This is a genomic window from Streptomyces sp. NPDC051217 (assembly GCF_044455465.1).
Taxonomy (GTDB): Bacteria; Actinomycetota; Actinomycetes; order Streptomycetales; family Streptomycetaceae; genus Streptomyces.
In genome coordinates this window covers 21,237-36,722 of sequence record NZ_JBITEV010000018.1, presented here as the reverse complement: position 1 = coordinate 36,722, position 15,486 = coordinate 21,237, and the positions used below count along the sequence as shown (strand labels likewise).

The window sequence follows — 15,486 nt, the reverse complement described above, 5'->3', positions numbered from 1 at the left end:
TCTGGCCTGCGGGAACATCGTCTCGCACCATCAGGTTGGAGCAGGTGTCGGCTGTTCGTGAGGAAAGTTCGCCGCCGACGGCGGGGTGATCACGGCGGATGTCGGCAGTTGGAATGAGCGGTCCCCGCTTGCGGGACTAAGCTGCGGAAGGACAGGGAGGGGACCGACCCCTTTACTGCCTGACCGCTCTGAGGAGCGATTAACGATGTTCGAGAGGTTCACCGACCGCGCGCGGCGGGTTGTCGTCCTGGCTCAGGAAGAAGCCCGGATGCTCAACCACAACTACATCGGCACCGAGCACATCCTCCTGGGCCTGATCCACGAGGGTGAGGGTGTCGCCGCTAAGGCCCTGGAGAGCCTCGGGATTTCGCTCGAGGCGGTCCGCCAGCAGGTGGAGGAGATCATCGGGCAGGGCCAGCAGGCTCCGTCCGGCCACATCCCCTTCACGCCCCGTGCCAAGAAGGTCCTGGAGCTGTCGCTCCGCGAGGCCCTTCAGCTCGGCCACAACTACATCGGCACCGAGCACATCCTGCTCGGCCTGATCCGCGAGGGCGAGGGCGTCGCCGCCCAGGTCCTCGTGAAGCTGGGCGCCGATCTCAACCGGGTGCGGCAGCAGGTCATCCAGCTGCTCTCCGGCTACCAGGGCAAGGAGGCCGCCACCGCCGGCGGCCCGGCCGAGGGCACGCCTTCGACCTCCCTCGTCCTGGACCAGTTCGGCAGGAATCTCACCCAGGCAGCTCGTGAGTCCAAGCTCGACCCGGTCATCGGGCGCGAGAAGGAGATCGAGCGGGTCATGCAGGTGCTTTCCCGCCGTACGAAGAACAATCCGGTCCTCATCGGCGAGCCCGGCGTCGGCAAGACGGCGGTCGTCGAGGGACTGGCGCAGGCCATCGTCAAGGGCGAGGTGCCCGAGACCCTCAAGGACAAGCACCTCTACACCCTGGACCTCGGCGCCCTGGTCGCGGGCTCCCGCTACCGAGGTGACTTCGAGGAGCGCCTGAAGAAGGTCCTCAAGGAGATCCGCACCCGCGGCGACATCATCCTGTTCATCGACGAGCTCCACACCCTGGTGGGTGCGGGCGCCGCCGAGGGCGCGATCGACGCGGCTTCGATCCTGAAGCCCATGCTCGCCCGTGGAGAGCTCCAGACCATCGGCGCGACGACTCTCGACGAGTACCGCAAGCACCTGGAGAAGGACGCCGCGCTGGAGCGCCGCTTCCAGCCGATCCAGGTGGCCGAGCCGTCGCTGCCCCACACGATCGAGATCCTCAAGGGTCTGCGCGACCGTTACGAGGCGCACCACCGCGTGTCCATCACGGACTCCGCGCTGGTGGCGGCCGCGACGCTCGCCGACCGGTACATCTCGGACCGCTTCCTGCCGGACAAGGCGATCGACCTGATCGACGAGGCCGGCTCACGGATGCGTATCCGCCGGATGACCGCTCCGCCGGACCTCCGCGAGTTCGACGAGAAGATCGCGAACGTCCGCCGCGACAAGGAGTCGGCCATCGACTCCCAGGACTTCGAGAAGGCAGCTTCGCTCCGCGACAAGGAGAAGCAGCTGCTGGCCGCGAAGACCAAGCGGGAGAAGGAGTGGAAGGCCGGCGACATGGACGTCGTCGCCGAGGTGGACGAGGAGCTGATCGCCGAGGTCCTGGCGACGGCCACGGGCATCCCGGTCTTCAAGCTCACCGAGGAGGAGTCCTCGCGGCTGCTCCGTATGGAGGACGAGCTCCACAAGCGCGTCATCGGCCAGAAGGACGCCATCAAGGCGCTCTCGCAGGCGATCCGGCGTACGCGTGCGGGTCTGAAGGACCCCAAGCGGCCCGGTGGCTCGTTCATCTTCGCCGGCCCCTCCGGTGTCGGTAAGACCGAGCTCTCCAAGACGCTCGCCGAATTCCTCTTCGGCGACGAGGACGCGCTGATCTCCCTCGACATGTCGGAGTTCAGCGAGAAGCACACGGTTTCGCGTCTCTTCGGTTCTCCCCCCGGATACGTGGGGTACGAAGAGGGCGGCCAGCTCACCGAGAAGGTGCGCCGGAAGCCGTTCTCCGTCGTCCTCTTCGACGAGGTCGAGAAGGCCCACCCCGATATCTTCAATTCCCTTCTGCAGATCCTGGAGGACGGTCGGCTGACCGACTCCCAGGGCCGCGTCGTGGACTTCAAGAACACGGTCATCATCATGACGACCAACCTCGGGACCAGGGACATCTCCAAGGGGTTCAACCTGGGCTTCGCGGCCCAGGGCGACACGAAGTCCAACTACGAGCGGATGAAGAACAAGGTCAACGAAGAGCTGAAGCAGCACTTCCGGCCCGAGTTCCTCAACCGTGTGGACGACACCGTCGTCTTCCACCAGCTCACCGAGGAAGACATCATCCAGATCGTCGACCTCATGGTGGACAAGGTGGACGAGCGCCTGAAGGACCGGGACATGGGCCTTGAGCTCAGCCCGAGCGCCAAGGCGCTGCTCGCCAAGAAGGGTTACGACCCCGTTCTGGGCGCCCGGCCGCTGCGCCGGACGATCCAGCGCGAGATCGAGGACATCCTCTCCGAGAAGATCCTCTTCGGTGAGCTGCGCCCCGGTCACATCGTGGTCGTGGACACCGAGGGCGAGGGCGAGGAGAAGAAGTTCAGCTTCCGCGGCGAGGAGAAGTCGGCACTGCCCGACGTCCCGCCGATCGAGCAGGCGGCCGGCGGCGCCGGTCCGAACCTGACGAAGGAAGCGTGAGCCGGAGCTGAACCAAGGCTGAGGCGAGACTGAGCCCAGCCCGAGGGGTGGGGGGGGGGCGGGGCGGGGGGGCCGGGCCCCCCCCCCCCCCCCCGCCGGGGCGGGGGGCGGGGGGGGGGGCCCCCCCCCCCCCCCCCCCCCCCCCCCCCACCCCTCTGTCGTGCTCCGTGGCGGCTTCCGTCGGGGCCTTCCTCCACCCCCTCGTCCACCTTCTTCGCGGCTCCGACCGTCCTCCGTCGTGACAAGCCGCACACCCGTTTCCGAGCCTACGACCAGGAATAGTGGCGAAGGAGATGATTCCGGCGGGACCTTCGGAAAGGTCCGTCTCGGGACCTTGGTCCTGAGGCCCCGGGACGGGATACGGCCCGGCGATATGGCGGGTGTGCGCCCCTCTGACGTGCGGATAAACAGTATTTAACTCGGACATTTCGGATCGGGCGAAGGAGATGTTTCAGGTCGTCAAGAGGTCGAGTTACCGATGGGACAGCTACGACGTCATGTCGTAGATGGGCTGTTTGGGGTGTGATGGGCGGTCGGGTTACCAAGGGATGGCACGCCAGCCCCCGGTGCTCTGAGCGCCGGGTCCCTTGATGCCCGGAGGTTTCTCAATGTCGCAGCGCACCACGCCCCGCCAGTCCACGCTCCGTACCCGTGCCGCCATCCTGGCCGCCGGACTCGGAGTGACGACGGCGCTCGGAGCGGGGGTCGCGTTCGCCGCGAACAGCAGCGGCGACGCGGGTACCACCCACGCGTCGGCCGCCGCCGTCGAGAAGAAGGCCGCCGACGCCGAGAAGGGGAGCGTCACCAAGGCGGCCGACAAGGCGAAGGCCAAGAAGTCGCCCACCTGGGGCAAGCCGGTCTCCAAGTACGAGCTGAGCGCCTCGTTCGGCCTCGGTGGCGGCAGGTGGGCCCACAAGCACTCGGGCCAGGACTTCGCCGTCCCCGTCGGCACGAACGTGAAGGCCGCGCACACCGGCACCGTCGTGAAGGCCGGACCCAACGGTGCCGGTGACGGTCCCGCGTACGGCAACGCGATAGTCATCAAGCACGGCACCAAGAACGCGAAGTACTCGCAGTACGCCCACCTGTCCAAGGTGAAGGTGCACGTCGGCCAGAAGGTCGACAAGGGCGAGAGCATCGCGCTCTCCGGCAACACCGGCAATTCGAGCGGCCCGCACCTGCACTTCGAGATCCGTACGACCCCGAACTACGGCAGCGCGATCAACCCGCTGACCTTCCTGCGCTCGGCCGACGTCACCGTGTGACGCCGCCGTGAGCCTGCACCAGCAGATCGATGGCGACCCCGAGGATGGCTTCGCGCTTCTCCTCGGGGTCGCCTTCCACGTCCGTGAGGGCGAGCATGCCGGCGTGCATCGTGAAGATCGCGGTGAAGCAGCGCACGCGGTCGGACATCGAGCCGTCGGGCCGGTTGAGCAGCTCCATCAGCCGCAGCATGCGGCCCTTGAAGGTCTCTCCCACGCTCAGGTCGCGCATCGTCGCCTGGTTCTCCTGCATGAAGCGGAACAGGGGCGCGGCCGCGCCGAGCGCGTCGCTGTAGCGCCGTAGGAGCTCCTTCTTCACATCCAGTGTCCTCGGCTGTGTCTCGCCCCAGACGATCAGGTCGTCGATCGGCCGGGCCAGATCCTGGAAGAGGCCGACCACGATGTCTTCCTTGGTCTTGAAGTGGTAGTAGAGCGCGGCCTTGGTCACATCCAGGTTCTCGGCGATCTCGCGCAGCGAGGTCTTCTCGTAGCCCTGCTCGGCGAAGAGTTCCAGCGCTACGTCCTGGATGCGCTGACGGGTGTCGCCCCGACGCGGCTGCGCTGTGCTGCCCATGACTGCTCTCCCGAAAATTACTTACTTGACGACCGGCAAGTGACAGGTCTACTTTCCCCAGTGTACTTAGCTTGCCGGTCGGCAAGTAAGTAGTGAGGCAGACGCAGAAACACAGAACACCAGGAAACAGGGGAGTGGGGGCCATGTCGCTCGACGCGGTGGGGTCGGAACAGAAGAAGAAGGCTGAGCCACAGCCACGCAGCGTGCGAGTGGTACTGCTCGCGCTCATGATCGCGATGCTGCTCGCCATGCTGGACAACATGATCGTCGGCACCGCGATGCCGACGATCGTCGGCGAGCTGGGCGGTCTGGAGCACCTGTCCTGGGTGGTCACCGCCTACACCCTCGCCACCGCGGCCTCGACCCCGATCTGGGGGAAGATCGGCGACATGTACGGGCGGAAGAACATCTTCCTGCTCTCCATCGTCATCTTCCTCATCGGCTCCGCGCTCAGCGGCATGGCCCAGGACATGGGCCAGCTCATCGGCTTCCGCGCCATCCAGGGGCTCGGCGCCGGCGGACTCATGGTCGGCGTCATGGCGATCATCGGTGACCTCATCCCGCCCCGTGAGCGCGGCAAGTACCAGGGCATGATGGCCGGTGTGATGGCCCTCGCCATGATCGGCGGACCGCTGGTCGGCGGCACCATCACCGACCACCTCGGCTGGCGCTGGAGCTTCTACATCAACCTGCCGCTCGGCGCCGTCGCCCTCGCGATGATCGTGACCGTGCTGCACCTGCCCGCGGTGGAGCGGAAGAAGCAGAAGGTCGACTATCTCGGCGCCGCCCTGCTCACGGTCGGGATCACCTCGATCGTGCTGGTCACGACCTGGGGCGGTACGGAGTACGCCTGGAGCTCCACGGTGATCATGGAGCTGATCGCCATCGGCGTCGTCACCCTCGTCTCGTTCGTGTACGTGCAGACCAAGGCGCCCGAGCCGATCATGCCGCTGCACATATTCCGCAACCGCAACTTCAGCCTGATGCAGGTGATCGGCTTCCTGACCGGCTTCGTGATGTTCGGAGCCGTCCTCTTCCTGCCGCTCTACCAGCAGTCCGTGCAGGGTGCCTCGGCGACCAACTCCGGGCTGCTCCTGCTGCCGATGCTGCTGTCGATGATGGTGGTCTCGCTGTTCGCGGGCCGGATCACCACCAGCACCGGCAAGTACAAGATCTTCCCGATCGCGGGCAGCGCCCTGATGGTCGCCGGGCTCTTCCTGCTCGCGCAGATGGACACCGAGACCTCCCGGCTCACCTCCGGCATCTACATGGCCGTCCTCGGCGCCGGTATGGGCTTCCTGATGCAGATCACCATGCTCGTGGCGCAGAACAGCGCCGAGCCGCAGGACATGGGCGTCGCCTCGTCCTCGACCACCCTCTTCCGTACGCTCGGCAGTTCCTTCGGCGTGGCCATCATGGGCGCGCTGTTCACCAGCAAGGTGCAGGAGGAGATGGCTGCGCGCGGTGGTGACGCGGTGACGCAGCAGTCCGCGCAGCTCGACGCGGCGAGCCTGGCCAAGCTGCCGGACGCGGCGCGTGAGGCGTACCAGATCGCGGTGTCGTCCGGTACGCACGTGGCCTTCCTGCTGGCCGGTTCGGTCGCGGTGATCGGCTTCCTCGCGGCGTTCTTCGTCAAGGAGGTCCCGCTGCGGGGAGCGGGGCCCCAGAAGGCGGGCGAGCCTGGCGAGGGCGCGGCAGCGTCCGAGGGGGACAAGATCCCGCAGTCGGCCTAGGGCGACAACGCGGCGAGGCGCCGTGCCAGGCGTCCCGGGCCCCCGAAGATCCGCCGGACAGGGCCTAGTCCCGCAGTCCGCCCAGGTCCTGCGGTCCGCTTGTAGGACCGCAGGGGCGCGCTGTGGACGGCGGGGGGCCGTTGTCAGTGGGGCGTGCCAGCATCGAAGACGTGGACAGTGAAGAAGCAGGTCAGCCGCCGCAGGTGCCCCTCACGCACCTGCGGCAGCTGCGTCTGGCCAAGGACGCGATGGACCGCGACTGGGCGGGCCCGCTCGACCTGGACGCGGTCGCCGCGCACGCCGGGTATTCGCGGTATCACTTCGTGCGCGCCTTCAAGGCGGTGTACGGGCAGACGCCCGGCCGCTATCTCTCCCGCAGACGTATAGAGCGCGCCGAGGAGCTGCTGCGCTCGGCGAATCTCACCGTCACCGAGATCTGCGTCCTCGTGGGCTTCAGCAGCCTCGGCACGTTCTCCAAGCGCTTCAAGGAGCAGACCGGCAGCAGCCCGAGCGCCTATCGCGCGAAGCACGCCGGCCGCGGGGCCGCGCTCATACCGGGGTGCTACGCGCTGCTGTGGGCCGGCGGCTTCCCGCCCAGGGACGCCACGGCGCCGGCGCCGGACCGGCCCGGTGACGACCGCAATTCTGGAGAAGCCCTCTGACTGCGCCGGTGCCTACGGTGGACAAGGAAGCACGGGCCGGTGAGCGGCCCGCGTACGGCACATCTCTCCAAGGAGCACGTCATGATCAAGGGTCTCGCCATCTCCACCGTCTGGGTGCTCGACCAGGATCGGGCCAAGGAGTTCTACGTCGACAAGCTCGGCCTCGAAGTGCGCACCGACATGACCTTGGGCGAGGGCGGGATGCGCTGGCTGACGGTCGGCGCCAAGGACCAGCCGGACGTGGTGCTGACCCTGATGCTGCCGGGCGGACACGCGATGGACGAGGAGTCCGCCGCCGCGATCAAGACGCTCATCAGCAAGGGCATGCTGGGCGCGGGCGTGCTCGCCACGGACGACATCCAGGGGGACTACGAGAAGCTCAAGGCCCGGGGCGTGGAATTCCTCCAGGAGCCGCAGGAGCGGCCGTACGGCACGGAGGCGATATTCCGCGACGACTCCGGGAACTGGTTCTCGTTCACCCAGGCCAAGGAGGGTGACCTCGACCTGGAGAAGGAGTGGTCGTAGCGCTCGGGGCCGTCTCGCCGACCGGCGGGTGAGCGGGGTCGTGGCTCTCGGTCCGTCACTCCGGGAGTTTGATCATCGGGAAGCTGCCGGTCGTCGTCGGGGCGTGCTCGGGGAGCCAGAGGACCGCGATCGCGCCGCCCGTCTCGTCCGGGGCGGGCGTCAGACTCTCCGGCGCCGCGTTGCGGAAGGTCAGCCGCGCCCCGAGGACGCGCGCCTGACCGGCGGCGATGGTCAGACCGAGACCGTGGCCGTGGCCCGCGCGGTCGCTCGCGCCCGTACGGAATCGGCTCGGCCCGTCGCGCAGCAGCGCGTCGGGAAAACCGGGACCGTGGTCGCGGACGCGCACCACACGGCCCTCGACGGTCACCTCGACAGGGGTGCCGCCGTGCTTGGCCGCGTTGGCCAGGAGATTGCCGAGAATGCGCTCCAGCCTGCGCGGATCGGTGTTCACCCAGCTGTCGTGCGCGACGTGGATCCGCACATCGGGATCGAGCAGCGCCACCCGCCTGCTGACGAACTCGCCGAGCGCGATCTCCTGAAGCTCGGCGCGTTCCGACGCGCTGTCGAGCCTGGCGACTTCGAGGACGTCCTCGACCAGCGTCCGCATGGCCTGCGCGCGGTCCCTGACCAGCTCGGTCGGGCGGCCGGGGGGCAGCAGCTCGGCGGCGGTGAGCAGGCCGGTCACCGGCGTACGGAGTTCGTGCGCGATGTCGGCGGTGACCCGTCGCTCGGCCTCGATACGTTCGTGCAGCGCGTCGGTCAGGGCGTCGACCGCGCGTGCCAGCTCGTCGGTCTCGTCCCGTACGACTCCGCCGACCGCCTCCCGTACCCGCACGTCCGTATTGCCCTGGGCGACCTTGCCCGCCGCGGCAGCCGCCTTGCGCAGCCGGCGCGAGAGCTGTCCGCCGATCAGCACGCCCAGCGCGCAGCCGCCGACGACCACACAGACCGAGCCGATCAGCAGGGCCCGGTCGAGATCCTTCATGATCGTCACGGAGCGGTCGGCGAACTTGCTGTGCAGGGAGAGCACACCGTTCTCCAGCGGTACGGCCGCCCAGACGTCCGGCGTCCCGGCCGCCGAGTCACGCACATAGGTGGCCCGCCTGCCCTGCTGAGCCTTCTCCCGCAGGTCGTCGGGGAGGGCGGGGTCGTTCAGCTTCGTACCGAACTTCAGCTCATGGGTCGAGTCGTACATACGCTGCGCGAACAGCAACCGCTCCAGCTGCACCTCGCGCGCGTTGTCGAGCATCGACACCTGGGCCGCGTTGTGCACGACAAGACTCAGCGCCATCGCTGTGAGTGCGCCCACCGCCGCGATCGCGATGCTGATCTTCCACCGGACACCGGTGCGCAGGGCGAACCGCTTCATGCCTTGAGCTTGTAGCCGAAACCGCGGACCGTCTCGATCCGGTCCTGTCCGATCTTCGTACGCAGCCGTTGCACATGGACGTCCACCACCCGTGTGTCACCGCCCCAGCCGTAGTCCCAGACGCGTTCGAGCAGCTTGTCACGGGACAGGACGGTGCCCGGCGCGGCCGAGAACTCGATCAGCAGCCGCATCTCCGTCGGTGTCAGCGCCACCGGCTCGCCCCCTTTGCGCACCTCCATGCCCTCCGTGTCGATCTCCAGATCGCCGAAGGACCGGGCGCCGCCCTCGTCCGCCCGCTCCTGCCCGCCGTGCTCCCCGGCGGGTCCGCCCGCGTGCCCGAAGCGGCGCAGCACGGCACGGATCCGGGCGACCAGCACCGCGCCGTCGAAGGGCTTGGTCACGTAGTCGTCGGCCCCCGCCTCCAGGCCCAGCACCACGTCGATCGAGTCGGCGCGCGCCGACAGCATGATCACGGGCACGGTCGACTCGTCCCTGATGCGACGGCACAGACTCACCCCGTCCAGGCCCGGCACCATCACGTCGAGCAGCGCGATGTCCGGCCGGTCGGCCCGGAACGCCTCCAGGCCGGAGAGGCCGTCCGGCATGGCCGTGACCACGAAGCCGTCGCGCTCCAGCGCGAGTTGGGTGGCCTCGCGGATGACGTCGTCGTCCTCGACGAAGAGGACATGGGTCTCCACCATCCGACAGCTCTCAGCTCTCTCAGTCGTCGTTGTCGCTGGTCGTGGACGGCGCGGGGGCGTCCACCGGGCCGTTGCCGACCGCTCCGCTGTAGTTGTTGCGCACCCGATAGCGCTCGGCGAACCTCGTGTCGGCCCAGGCGTAGGTCACGACGTCCTCGCCGGACGGGTACGAGACCGGGTCGCCCTTCGCGTACACCTGGCGGGTCACCACCAGCTCACCACGGTCGATCGTGGCGTACACGGCGGGTTCCTCGGCGACGAAGACGTTCTCGTACCGCCGGTCGGACTCACGATAGACGTACGTCCCGAGCCCCACGGCGTCGTCGCAGGTCATCACGTTGATCACCACGTCGGGCGCGGTGCCGCCGGTCAGATTCCCGTACGAGGTGTCCACCGGGTACGCGTCCCGGGCGCACGGCTTGAGGTCGGCCTTGACCTGCCCGCTCACCTTGGGGTCCCGTCGTAGCAGGGCCACCGGGTCGATGTCCTGGGCGGGCAGGGCGGAGGGCTCGGAGGTCGGCGGCGAGACGGGCTCGGCGGTGGCGACGGAGGCGGCGCCCTCGTCCCTGGTGCCGGTCGCGTTCGTGGAGCAGCCGATGACGAACAGGCCGAAGCCGATGAGCGCGGCCAGCGCCACACCGCCGGTGGCGGTCGTCGCTGTCAGCGTCACCGTCTTGGGGAACCGGCTCGGCGGGGGCGCGTCACCGGTCGCCGGGCCGTCCGCACGCCACTCATCGTTCGCGTGCCACTCGTCGGCCGCACGGTCGTCCGCCATCCGCACGTCCGCCGCCCGGCCGGTCGTTCTCGGGACAGGCGTGCTCTCCCCATCGCGCCTCAGGCCGCGCACCGCTCCTGCCCCCGTCCGTCGCGACGATAACCGGCACGCTGCGGAGCGCGGGCCCGCGGCGTGCGGTGCTCGGACTGCCGGATCCCCGGCGCCGTCCGGCGCTCCGCGTCGCGGCGCTCCAGCTCCCGGGCCTCCAGCTCCTCGCGGAGTCTGGCGAGTGCCCGGTGCAGCGTGCTCTTCACGGTACCGGTAGACATCCCGAGCGCCGCCGCCGTCTCCTCCGTACTCATCTGCTCCCAGTGCCGCAGCACGACGACGCTGCGCTGCTTCGGCGCCAGGACGCCGAGGATGTCGATGAGCAGGGCGCGGTTGGCGCGCTGGTCGGCGCCGTCCTCGACGCAGGCCTCGGGCAGTTGCTCGGTCGGCACCTCTTCGAGCCTTCGCGCCCGCCACCACTCCGTACGGGTGTTGATCATGACGCGGCGCAGATAGGCGTCGGCGAGCGACTTGTCCGCGATGCCGTCCCAGCGGCCGTACGTACGGGCCAGGGCGGTCTGGAGCAGGTCCTGGGCGTCGACGGGATTGGGAACCAGACGCCGGGCACTGCGCAGAAGTGCCTCCTGCCGGGTGCGTACGTACTCCTCGAATTCGAGCACCTCGCCGTGCGCCATGCCAACCGCCTCCACCCCGTGAACCGCACCGTGTACCGCGCTGCCGTGTTCTTCGCTGACGTTCCAGAAGTTACGGAGGGGTTGTCACGAGGCCGTGCGCGCCAGCCGTCGGCGGGCGCACGGACATCCATCGGTTGTGTAACGGCGGGGATGGAACGGACGAACGAGCAACGAGCCAAGTAACGGGCGAACGGCACGGCGGCGGAGCAGCACAGACGAACGGCCGGCCCGGAGGGGCCGGCCGAACCGGCCAGGCGGGGCGGTGCCAAGCCGGTCGTACGGTCGTCAGGGGCCCGGCCGAACCGGCCAGGCGGGGCGGCGCGGTGTCAGGTCAGCGGCAGCCGGTACAGATCGTCCGCCATCGGTTCGACCAGCCCGTCGGCCACGAGCCCGTCGAGCGCCCTGGCCCGCTGCACCGGTTCCTCCCACACGGCGTCGAGCACCGCGAGCGGTACCGGCGCCACCGCCTCGCGCAGCACGGCGAGCAGCTTGCCGCGCACCTGCCGGTCCGTGCCCGCGTACGTCTGGCCGCGCCGGGCCGGACCCTGGTGCACGGGTTTGCCGGCCAGCCGCCAGGCGCACTGCGAGGCGATCGGGCAGCGCGCGCAGTCCTCGTTCTTCGAGGTGCAGACGAGCGCGCCGAGTTCCATGGAAGCGGCGGCCCAGCGGGCGGCCGTCGGCTCGTCGGCGGGCAGCAGCGCGCGGGCCAGTTTGCGCTCCGCGGCCGTCGTCGCGTTCGGCGGGTACTGGATTCCGGCCGCCGCACGCGCGAAGACGCGCCGCACGTTCGTGTCGAGGACGGCATGCCGTTGTCCGTACGCGAACGAGGCCACGGCGGCCGCCGTGTACTCGCCGATCCCGGGCAGCGCGAGCAACTGGCTGTGCTCGCGCGGTACGTCGCCGCCGAACCGCTCCGTTATCGCCAGCGCGGCCCCGTGCAGCCGCAGCGCTCGGCGCGGATAGCCGAGTCTGCCCCAGGCGCGTACCGCTTCGCCGGGCGCCTCGGCGGCCAGGTCGGCAGGGCGTGGCCAGCGCGCGAGCCACTGTTCGTACACCGGGAGCACCCGGGCGACCGGGGTCTGCTGGAGCATGAACTCGCTGACCATCACGCCCCAGGCGCCCGTGTCGGGTCGGCGCCAGGGCAGGTCGCGGGCGTGCGCGTCGAACCACGCGATGACGGGGTCGTGAAGGGCGGCGGGGGTGATGGCCGGCGCCGTGGTCGCGGAAGTCGCAGGGGTCGCAGTCATGACAGGACCGATCCTGGCACGTTCGACGGTGGGGGCGGTGCAGCCGCCCGCTGTGCGCCGGGCGTCGCGGGGTGGTGACGGGGGCGCGAAGGGGGCGCGTCGGGAGTCGTACGGTACCGGCCGACCGGGGATGAACCGTGTGTGGACCTGGGGTGAACCGTCTGTGCTCAGAGGCGCGAATCGGGCCGTTCGCTCTGCCGGCCGAGGACGCCGGAGTCTTCCGCCGCCCCGCTTCCGGCCCAGCCCGCCGCACGGTGGTCCGCATCGTGACCCGGCCCCGAGCCGCGGCCGACGGTGACCTGCGGAACACGCGGTCCCGGTCCCGCGCACCAGACCACGACCCCCGTACGGCTCGTCCGCATCGTCTCGATCAGCACCCGCGCGGGTCGCGTCAGCGTCAGGACCACGAGCGTCGCGACCAGCCCGCCGAGCAGCAGCCCCGCGGCCACGTCATGCGGATAGTGCACGCCGACGAAGACCCGCGAGAAGGCGGCGAACAGCGCCAGCGGGAGCGTCAGGAAAGCGATCGTCCGCCAGGCGATGGCGAGCGCGACCGCCGAGGCGGCGGCGATGGTCGAGTGGTTGCTGGGGAACGACCAGTCGCCGACCGGCGGGCAGGTCGCCAGCGACGCGGCGGCGCCGGAGACCGCGCGGCACGGACGCTCCTCCTGGATGGCGCTCTTGGCCAGTTCGCTGCACACGTACGCGACGGCGGTCGCCAGTGGCCCAACTACCGCCCTGGCCATGGCCCGTGAGTCCCCGGAACGCGTACGCCACCAAGCGGCGAGAAACAGAACTCCCAGGATGACGATCACGGCCTCCGTCCCGATCTCGACGAAGTGCCGTACCCAGGAGGGCGATTGATGGGCGAGATCAGTAATGTCGCGGTAAAGGCCGCTGGTGACGGAGGGGTCCATGGTCACGGACCGTACCCTCCGACCCACCGCTGACGCATCTTGCCATCGGCGGCCGAACCCCTGACGAAAGTGGTAAGTGGGGCCACGCCGGGCGGCCGTCGCATGATGATGATCCGTAAAACTTGCGAGACGAGCGCCATGTGGGGCGGGAGTTGGCCCTGAACTCTCGTAGAGTTGCGCCGTGGGATCTATGCGCAATCCGGTCGGGCCGCTTCCCTCCTCCATCTACTGGCGACGGAGGGCGGTGGCGGCGACTCTGATCGCGCTGCTCGCGTTGCTCGTTGTATGGGTCGTCACATCCGGTGGTGACGACGGCGGAAAGAAGCGTGACGACGGCGCGAACGGCGAGGCGCCCCCTCCCTCGATCACCCCTGGACCGTCCGGATCCGGACCCGCGATCAGTGAACAGCCGGGCGGACGCGACGAGTCGGGCGAGACCGGCGGGAGCGACGGCCCCGGCAGCGGCGGTACGGACGCCGGCTCGGGCGCCGACGGCGGCGCCGGTGGCGACAACGGCGGTGCCGGCACGGGCGGTTCGGCCGGCTCGGGCGGCGGCGCGGCGAGCGGCGGCAGTGGTGGCAGTGCCGGTGACGGCGCGAGCGGCAGCACCACAGGCGAGCAGGTACCGGTCGGATCGAGTCTCCCCAACTGCTCGCCGAGCGCGCTGACGGTCAAGCTGGAGAGCCGCAAGGTCGCCTACGAGCCGGGCGAGAAGCCCTCGTTCAGGCTCGTGGCCACCAACGGGTCGGGCAAGGACTGCAAAGCCGACCTCGGGCCGAAGTCCGTGGTGCTGACCGTCACGAACTCCGAGAGCGACGAGATCTGGTCCTCCAAGGACTGTCCCCGGATCGGCCAGTTGCTGCTGAAGGTGCCCGCGGGCGGGACGGTCACGCGGACCGTCGTCTGGGACCTCACGCAGAGCGTGCCGCGGTGCGCCACACCGCCGCCCGGCAAGGCGAAGCCCGGCACCTACCTGGTCGAGGCGGCGGCACCCGACGCGACCGTCAGGCAGGGCCAGACCTCGATCCGGCTGGACAAGGACTGAGTCGGCGACCCGCCGACGACGGCGACCCACCTACGAGGCGACCTACGTACGGAGGAGGGCAGCGCCACCGCCCGCTGAGCGGTGGCGCGGCTCTTCCTCGTACGCGGGCGCTTGCCCGTACGTGTCAGACGTACCGCTCCAGGATGGACGACTCCGCCAGCCGCGACAGGCCCTCGCGCACGCTGCGCGCCCGCGCCTCGCCCACCCCGTCCACCGTCTGGAGATCGTCGACGCTCGCCGCCAGCAGCTTCTGCAGCCCGCCGAAGTGCTCGACCAGCCGCTCGATGATCGCGCCCGGCAGCCTCGGCACCTTGGCCAGCAGCCGGTAACCGCGCGGCGAGACCGCCGAGTCGAGCGTCTCGGGCGATCCGCTGTAGCCCAACGCCCGTGCGACCACGGGCAGTTCCAGCAGCTCGGTGTGGGAGAGCGCGTCCAGCTCGGTCATCGCCTCGGCGACCGTACGGGACCGCTTCGCCGTCGGCTCGGGCACGTAGTCCCGTACGACCAGCTCACGCTCCGGCTCGACGCCCGCGATCAACTCGTCGAGCTGGAGGGAGAGAAGTCGCCCGTCGGTGCCCAGCTCGACCACGTACTCCGCGATCTCCGTGGCGATCCTGCGCACCATCTCCAGGCGCTGCGAGACCGCCGTCACGTCCCGGACCGTCACCAGGTCCTCGATCTCCAGCGCGGAGAGCGTGCCGGCGACCTCGTCCAGCCGGAGCTTGTACCGCTCCAGGGTCGCCAGGGCCTGGTTGGCGCGGGACAGGATCGCCGCCGACTCCTCCAGGACCCGGCGCTCCCCGTCCACGTACAGCGCGATCAGCCGCATCGACTGCGACACCGAGATGACGGGGAACCCGCACTGCTTGGACACCCGGTCCGCCGTGCGGTGGCGGGTGCCGGTCTCCTCGGTCGGGATGGAGGCGTCGGGGACGAGCTGGACACCGGCCCGCAGAATCTTGGTGATGTCTTTGTCGAGAATGAGCGCGCCGTCGAGCTTGCACAGCTCACGGAGCCTCGTCGCGGTGAATTCCACGTCCAGCACGAAGCCGCCCGTGCACATCGCCTCGACGGTCTTGTCCATGCCGAGGACGATGAGACCGCCGGTGTTCCCCCGGAGGATCCGCTCCAGGCCGTCACGCAGCGCCATGCCGGGCGCTACCGCGCTCAGTGAGGCGCGCATCAGCGCTTCGGTGCCGGATCCACCGGAGCCGGCACCGGATTTTCCGGGTGCTGCTGCCCGGTCGTTGGCTGCCACTGCA

14 protein-coding genes are annotated in these 15,486 nt (G+C 69.5%); 6 read left to right on the top strand and 8 right to left on the bottom strand.

The features are described from left to right. Positions 1 to 205 precede the first annotated feature (205 nt). Together ACIBBB_RS30885 and ACIBBB_RS30880 are read left to right on the top strand one after the other, a co-directional pair. Positions 206 to 2,731 carry an ATP-dependent Clp protease ATP-binding subunit gene (locus ACIBBB_RS30885; protein ID WP_398987827.1) on the top strand — a complete coding sequence of 842 codons (2,526 nt, stop codon included), beginning with the start codon at positions 206 to 208 and terminating at the stop codon, positions 2,729 to 2,731. 608 nt (positions 2,732 to 3,339) lie between these two features. Next, positions 3,340 to 3,996: a M23 family metallopeptidase gene (locus ACIBBB_RS30880; protein WP_398987825.1), complete on the top strand. Its 657-nt coding sequence runs from the start codon at positions 3,340 to 3,342 to the stop codon at positions 3,994 to 3,996. On the opposite strand, the gene ACIBBB_RS30875 is transcribed toward ACIBBB_RS30880, so the two are convergent. Beyond that, complete coding sequence (locus ACIBBB_RS30875; RefSeq protein ID WP_398987823.1) at positions 3,986 to 4,567, bottom strand: TetR/AcrR family transcriptional regulator; 582 nt, start codon at positions 4,565 to 4,567, stop codon at positions 3,986 to 3,988. The genes ACIBBB_RS30880 and ACIBBB_RS30875 overlap by 11 nt on opposite strands. Positions 4,568 to 4,710: 143 nt before the next feature. On the opposite strand from ACIBBB_RS30875, the gene ACIBBB_RS30870 reads away from it, so the two are divergent. The 3 genes from ACIBBB_RS30870 to ACIBBB_RS30860 all read left to right on the top strand — a co-directional run bounded on the left by ACIBBB_RS30870 (position 4,711) and on the right by ACIBBB_RS30860 (position 7,487). Beyond that, a complete protein-coding gene (locus tag ACIBBB_RS30870; RefSeq protein ID WP_398987821.1) occupies positions 4,711 to 6,300 on the top strand; it encodes an MDR family MFS transporter in 1,590 nt (529 codons plus the stop codon). Positions 6,301 to 6,548: 248 nt separating this feature from the next. Beyond that, the gene (locus ACIBBB_RS30865) at positions 6,549 to 6,962 is read left to right on the top strand and encodes a helix-turn-helix transcriptional regulator (protein WP_398988014.1); all 414 of its coding nucleotides are present in this window, start codon (positions 6,549 to 6,551) and stop codon (positions 6,960 to 6,962) included. An 81-nt stretch (positions 6,963 to 7,043) separates the two neighbouring features. Then, entirely contained in the window at positions 7,044 to 7,487 is a 444-nt protein-coding gene (locus ACIBBB_RS30860) for a VOC family protein (RefSeq protein WP_398988012.1), read from the top strand. A gap of 55 nt (positions 7,488 to 7,542) precedes the next feature. Here ACIBBB_RS30860 and cseC read toward each other — a convergent pair whose 3' ends face one another. The 6 genes from cseC to ACIBBB_RS30830 all read right to left on the bottom strand — a co-directional run bounded on the left by cseC (position 7,543) and on the right by ACIBBB_RS30830 (position 13,179). Further along, positions 7,543 to 8,856, bottom strand: a complete 1,314-nt coding sequence (gene cseC / locus ACIBBB_RS30855; protein ID WP_398987819.1) for a two-component system sensor histidine kinase CseC — start codon at positions 8,854 to 8,856, stop codon at positions 7,543 to 7,545. Beyond that, positions 8,853 to 9,557 carry a two-component system response regulator CseB gene (gene cseB, locus ACIBBB_RS30850; protein ID WP_398987817.1) on the bottom strand — a complete coding sequence of 235 codons (705 nt, stop codon included), beginning with the start codon at positions 9,555 to 9,557 and terminating at the stop codon, positions 8,853 to 8,855. The genes cseC and cseB overlap by 4 nt, the downstream gene beginning before the upstream one ends. Positions 9,558 to 9,576: 19 nt before the next feature. Further along, complete coding sequence (locus tag ACIBBB_RS30845; RefSeq protein WP_398987815.1) at positions 9,577 to 10,332, bottom strand: hypothetical protein; 756 nt, start codon at positions 10,330 to 10,332, stop codon at positions 9,577 to 9,579. Positions 10,333 to 10,391: 59 nt separating this feature from the next. Continuing rightward, positions 10,392 to 11,015, bottom strand: a complete 624-nt coding sequence (locus ACIBBB_RS30840) for a SigE family RNA polymerase sigma factor (RefSeq protein ID WP_398987813.1) — start codon at positions 11,013 to 11,015, stop codon at positions 10,392 to 10,394. A 326-nt stretch (positions 11,016 to 11,341) separates the two neighbouring features. Then, positions 11,342 to 12,262 carry an A/G-specific adenine glycosylase gene (locus ACIBBB_RS30835; RefSeq protein WP_398987810.1) on the bottom strand — a complete coding sequence of 307 codons (921 nt, stop codon included), beginning with the start codon at positions 12,260 to 12,262 and terminating at the stop codon, positions 11,342 to 11,344. Positions 12,263 to 12,429: 167 nt separating this feature from the next. After that, on the bottom strand, positions 12,430 to 13,179 hold the full coding sequence (locus ACIBBB_RS30830; RefSeq protein ID WP_398988010.1) for a phosphatase PAP2 family protein: 750 nt from the start codon (positions 13,177 to 13,179) through the stop codon (positions 12,430 to 12,432). Between the two features lie 181 nt (positions 13,180 to 13,360). Between ACIBBB_RS30830 and ACIBBB_RS30825 the strand changes: the two genes are divergently transcribed. Then, positions 13,361 to 14,224: a hypothetical protein gene (locus ACIBBB_RS30825; protein WP_398987808.1), complete on the top strand. Its 864-nt coding sequence runs from the start codon at positions 13,361 to 13,363 to the stop codon at positions 14,222 to 14,224. A 124-nt stretch (positions 14,225 to 14,348) separates the two neighbouring features. Here the strand turns inward: ACIBBB_RS30825 and disA are convergent, their stop codons facing one another. Next, positions 14,349 to 15,482, bottom strand: a complete 1,134-nt coding sequence (gene disA / locus ACIBBB_RS30820) for a DNA integrity scanning diadenylate cyclase DisA (RefSeq protein WP_398987806.1) — start codon at positions 15,480 to 15,482, stop codon at positions 14,349 to 14,351. Positions 15,483 to 15,486 lie beyond the last annotated feature (4 nt).

What these genes read in the sequence shown, in the direction of transcription:
- ACIBBB_RS30875 (WP_398987823.1), bottom strand. Translation starts at nt 4,567, where the DNA reads ATGGGCAGCACAGCGCAGCCGCGTCGGGGCGACACCCGTCAGCGCATC.
- ACIBBB_RS30835 (WP_398987810.1), bottom strand. Translation starts at nt 12,262, where the DNA reads ATGACTGCGACCCCTGCGACTTCCGCGACCACGGCGCCGGCCATCACC.
- ACIBBB_RS30880 (WP_398987825.1), top strand. Translation starts at nt 3,340, where the DNA reads ATGTCGCAGCGCACCACGCCCCGCCAGTCCACGCTCCGTACCCGTGCC.
- ACIBBB_RS30870 (WP_398987821.1), top strand. Translation starts at nt 4,711, where the DNA reads ATGTCGCTCGACGCGGTGGGGTCGGAACAGAAGAAGAAGGCTGAGCCA.
- ACIBBB_RS30840 (WP_398987813.1), bottom strand. Translation starts at nt 11,015, where the DNA reads ATGGCGCACGGCGAGGTGCTCGAATTCGAGGAGTACGTACGCACCCGG.
- ACIBBB_RS30860 (WP_398988012.1), top strand. Translation starts at nt 7,044, where the DNA reads ATGATCAAGGGTCTCGCCATCTCCACCGTCTGGGTGCTCGACCAGGAT.
- ACIBBB_RS30845 (WP_398987815.1), bottom strand. Translation starts at nt 10,332, where the DNA reads ATGGCGGACGACCGTGCGGCCGACGAGTGGCACGCGAACGATGAGTGG.
- cseB (WP_398987817.1), bottom strand. Translation starts at nt 9,557, where the DNA reads ATGGTGGAGACCCATGTCCTCTTCGTCGAGGACGACGACGTCATCCGC.
- ACIBBB_RS30865 (WP_398988014.1), top strand. Translation starts at nt 6,549, where the DNA reads ATGGACCGCGACTGGGCGGGCCCGCTCGACCTGGACGCGGTCGCCGCG.
- cseC (WP_398987819.1), bottom strand. Translation starts at nt 8,856, where the DNA reads ATGAAGCGGTTCGCCCTGCGCACCGGTGTCCGGTGGAAGATCAGCATC.
- ACIBBB_RS30885 (WP_398987827.1), top strand. Translation starts at nt 206, where the DNA reads ATGTTCGAGAGGTTCACCGACCGCGCGCGGCGGGTTGTCGTCCTGGCT.
- ACIBBB_RS30830 (WP_398988010.1), bottom strand. Translation starts at nt 13,179, where the DNA reads ATGGACCCCTCCGTCACCAGCGGCCTTTACCGCGACATTACTGATCTC.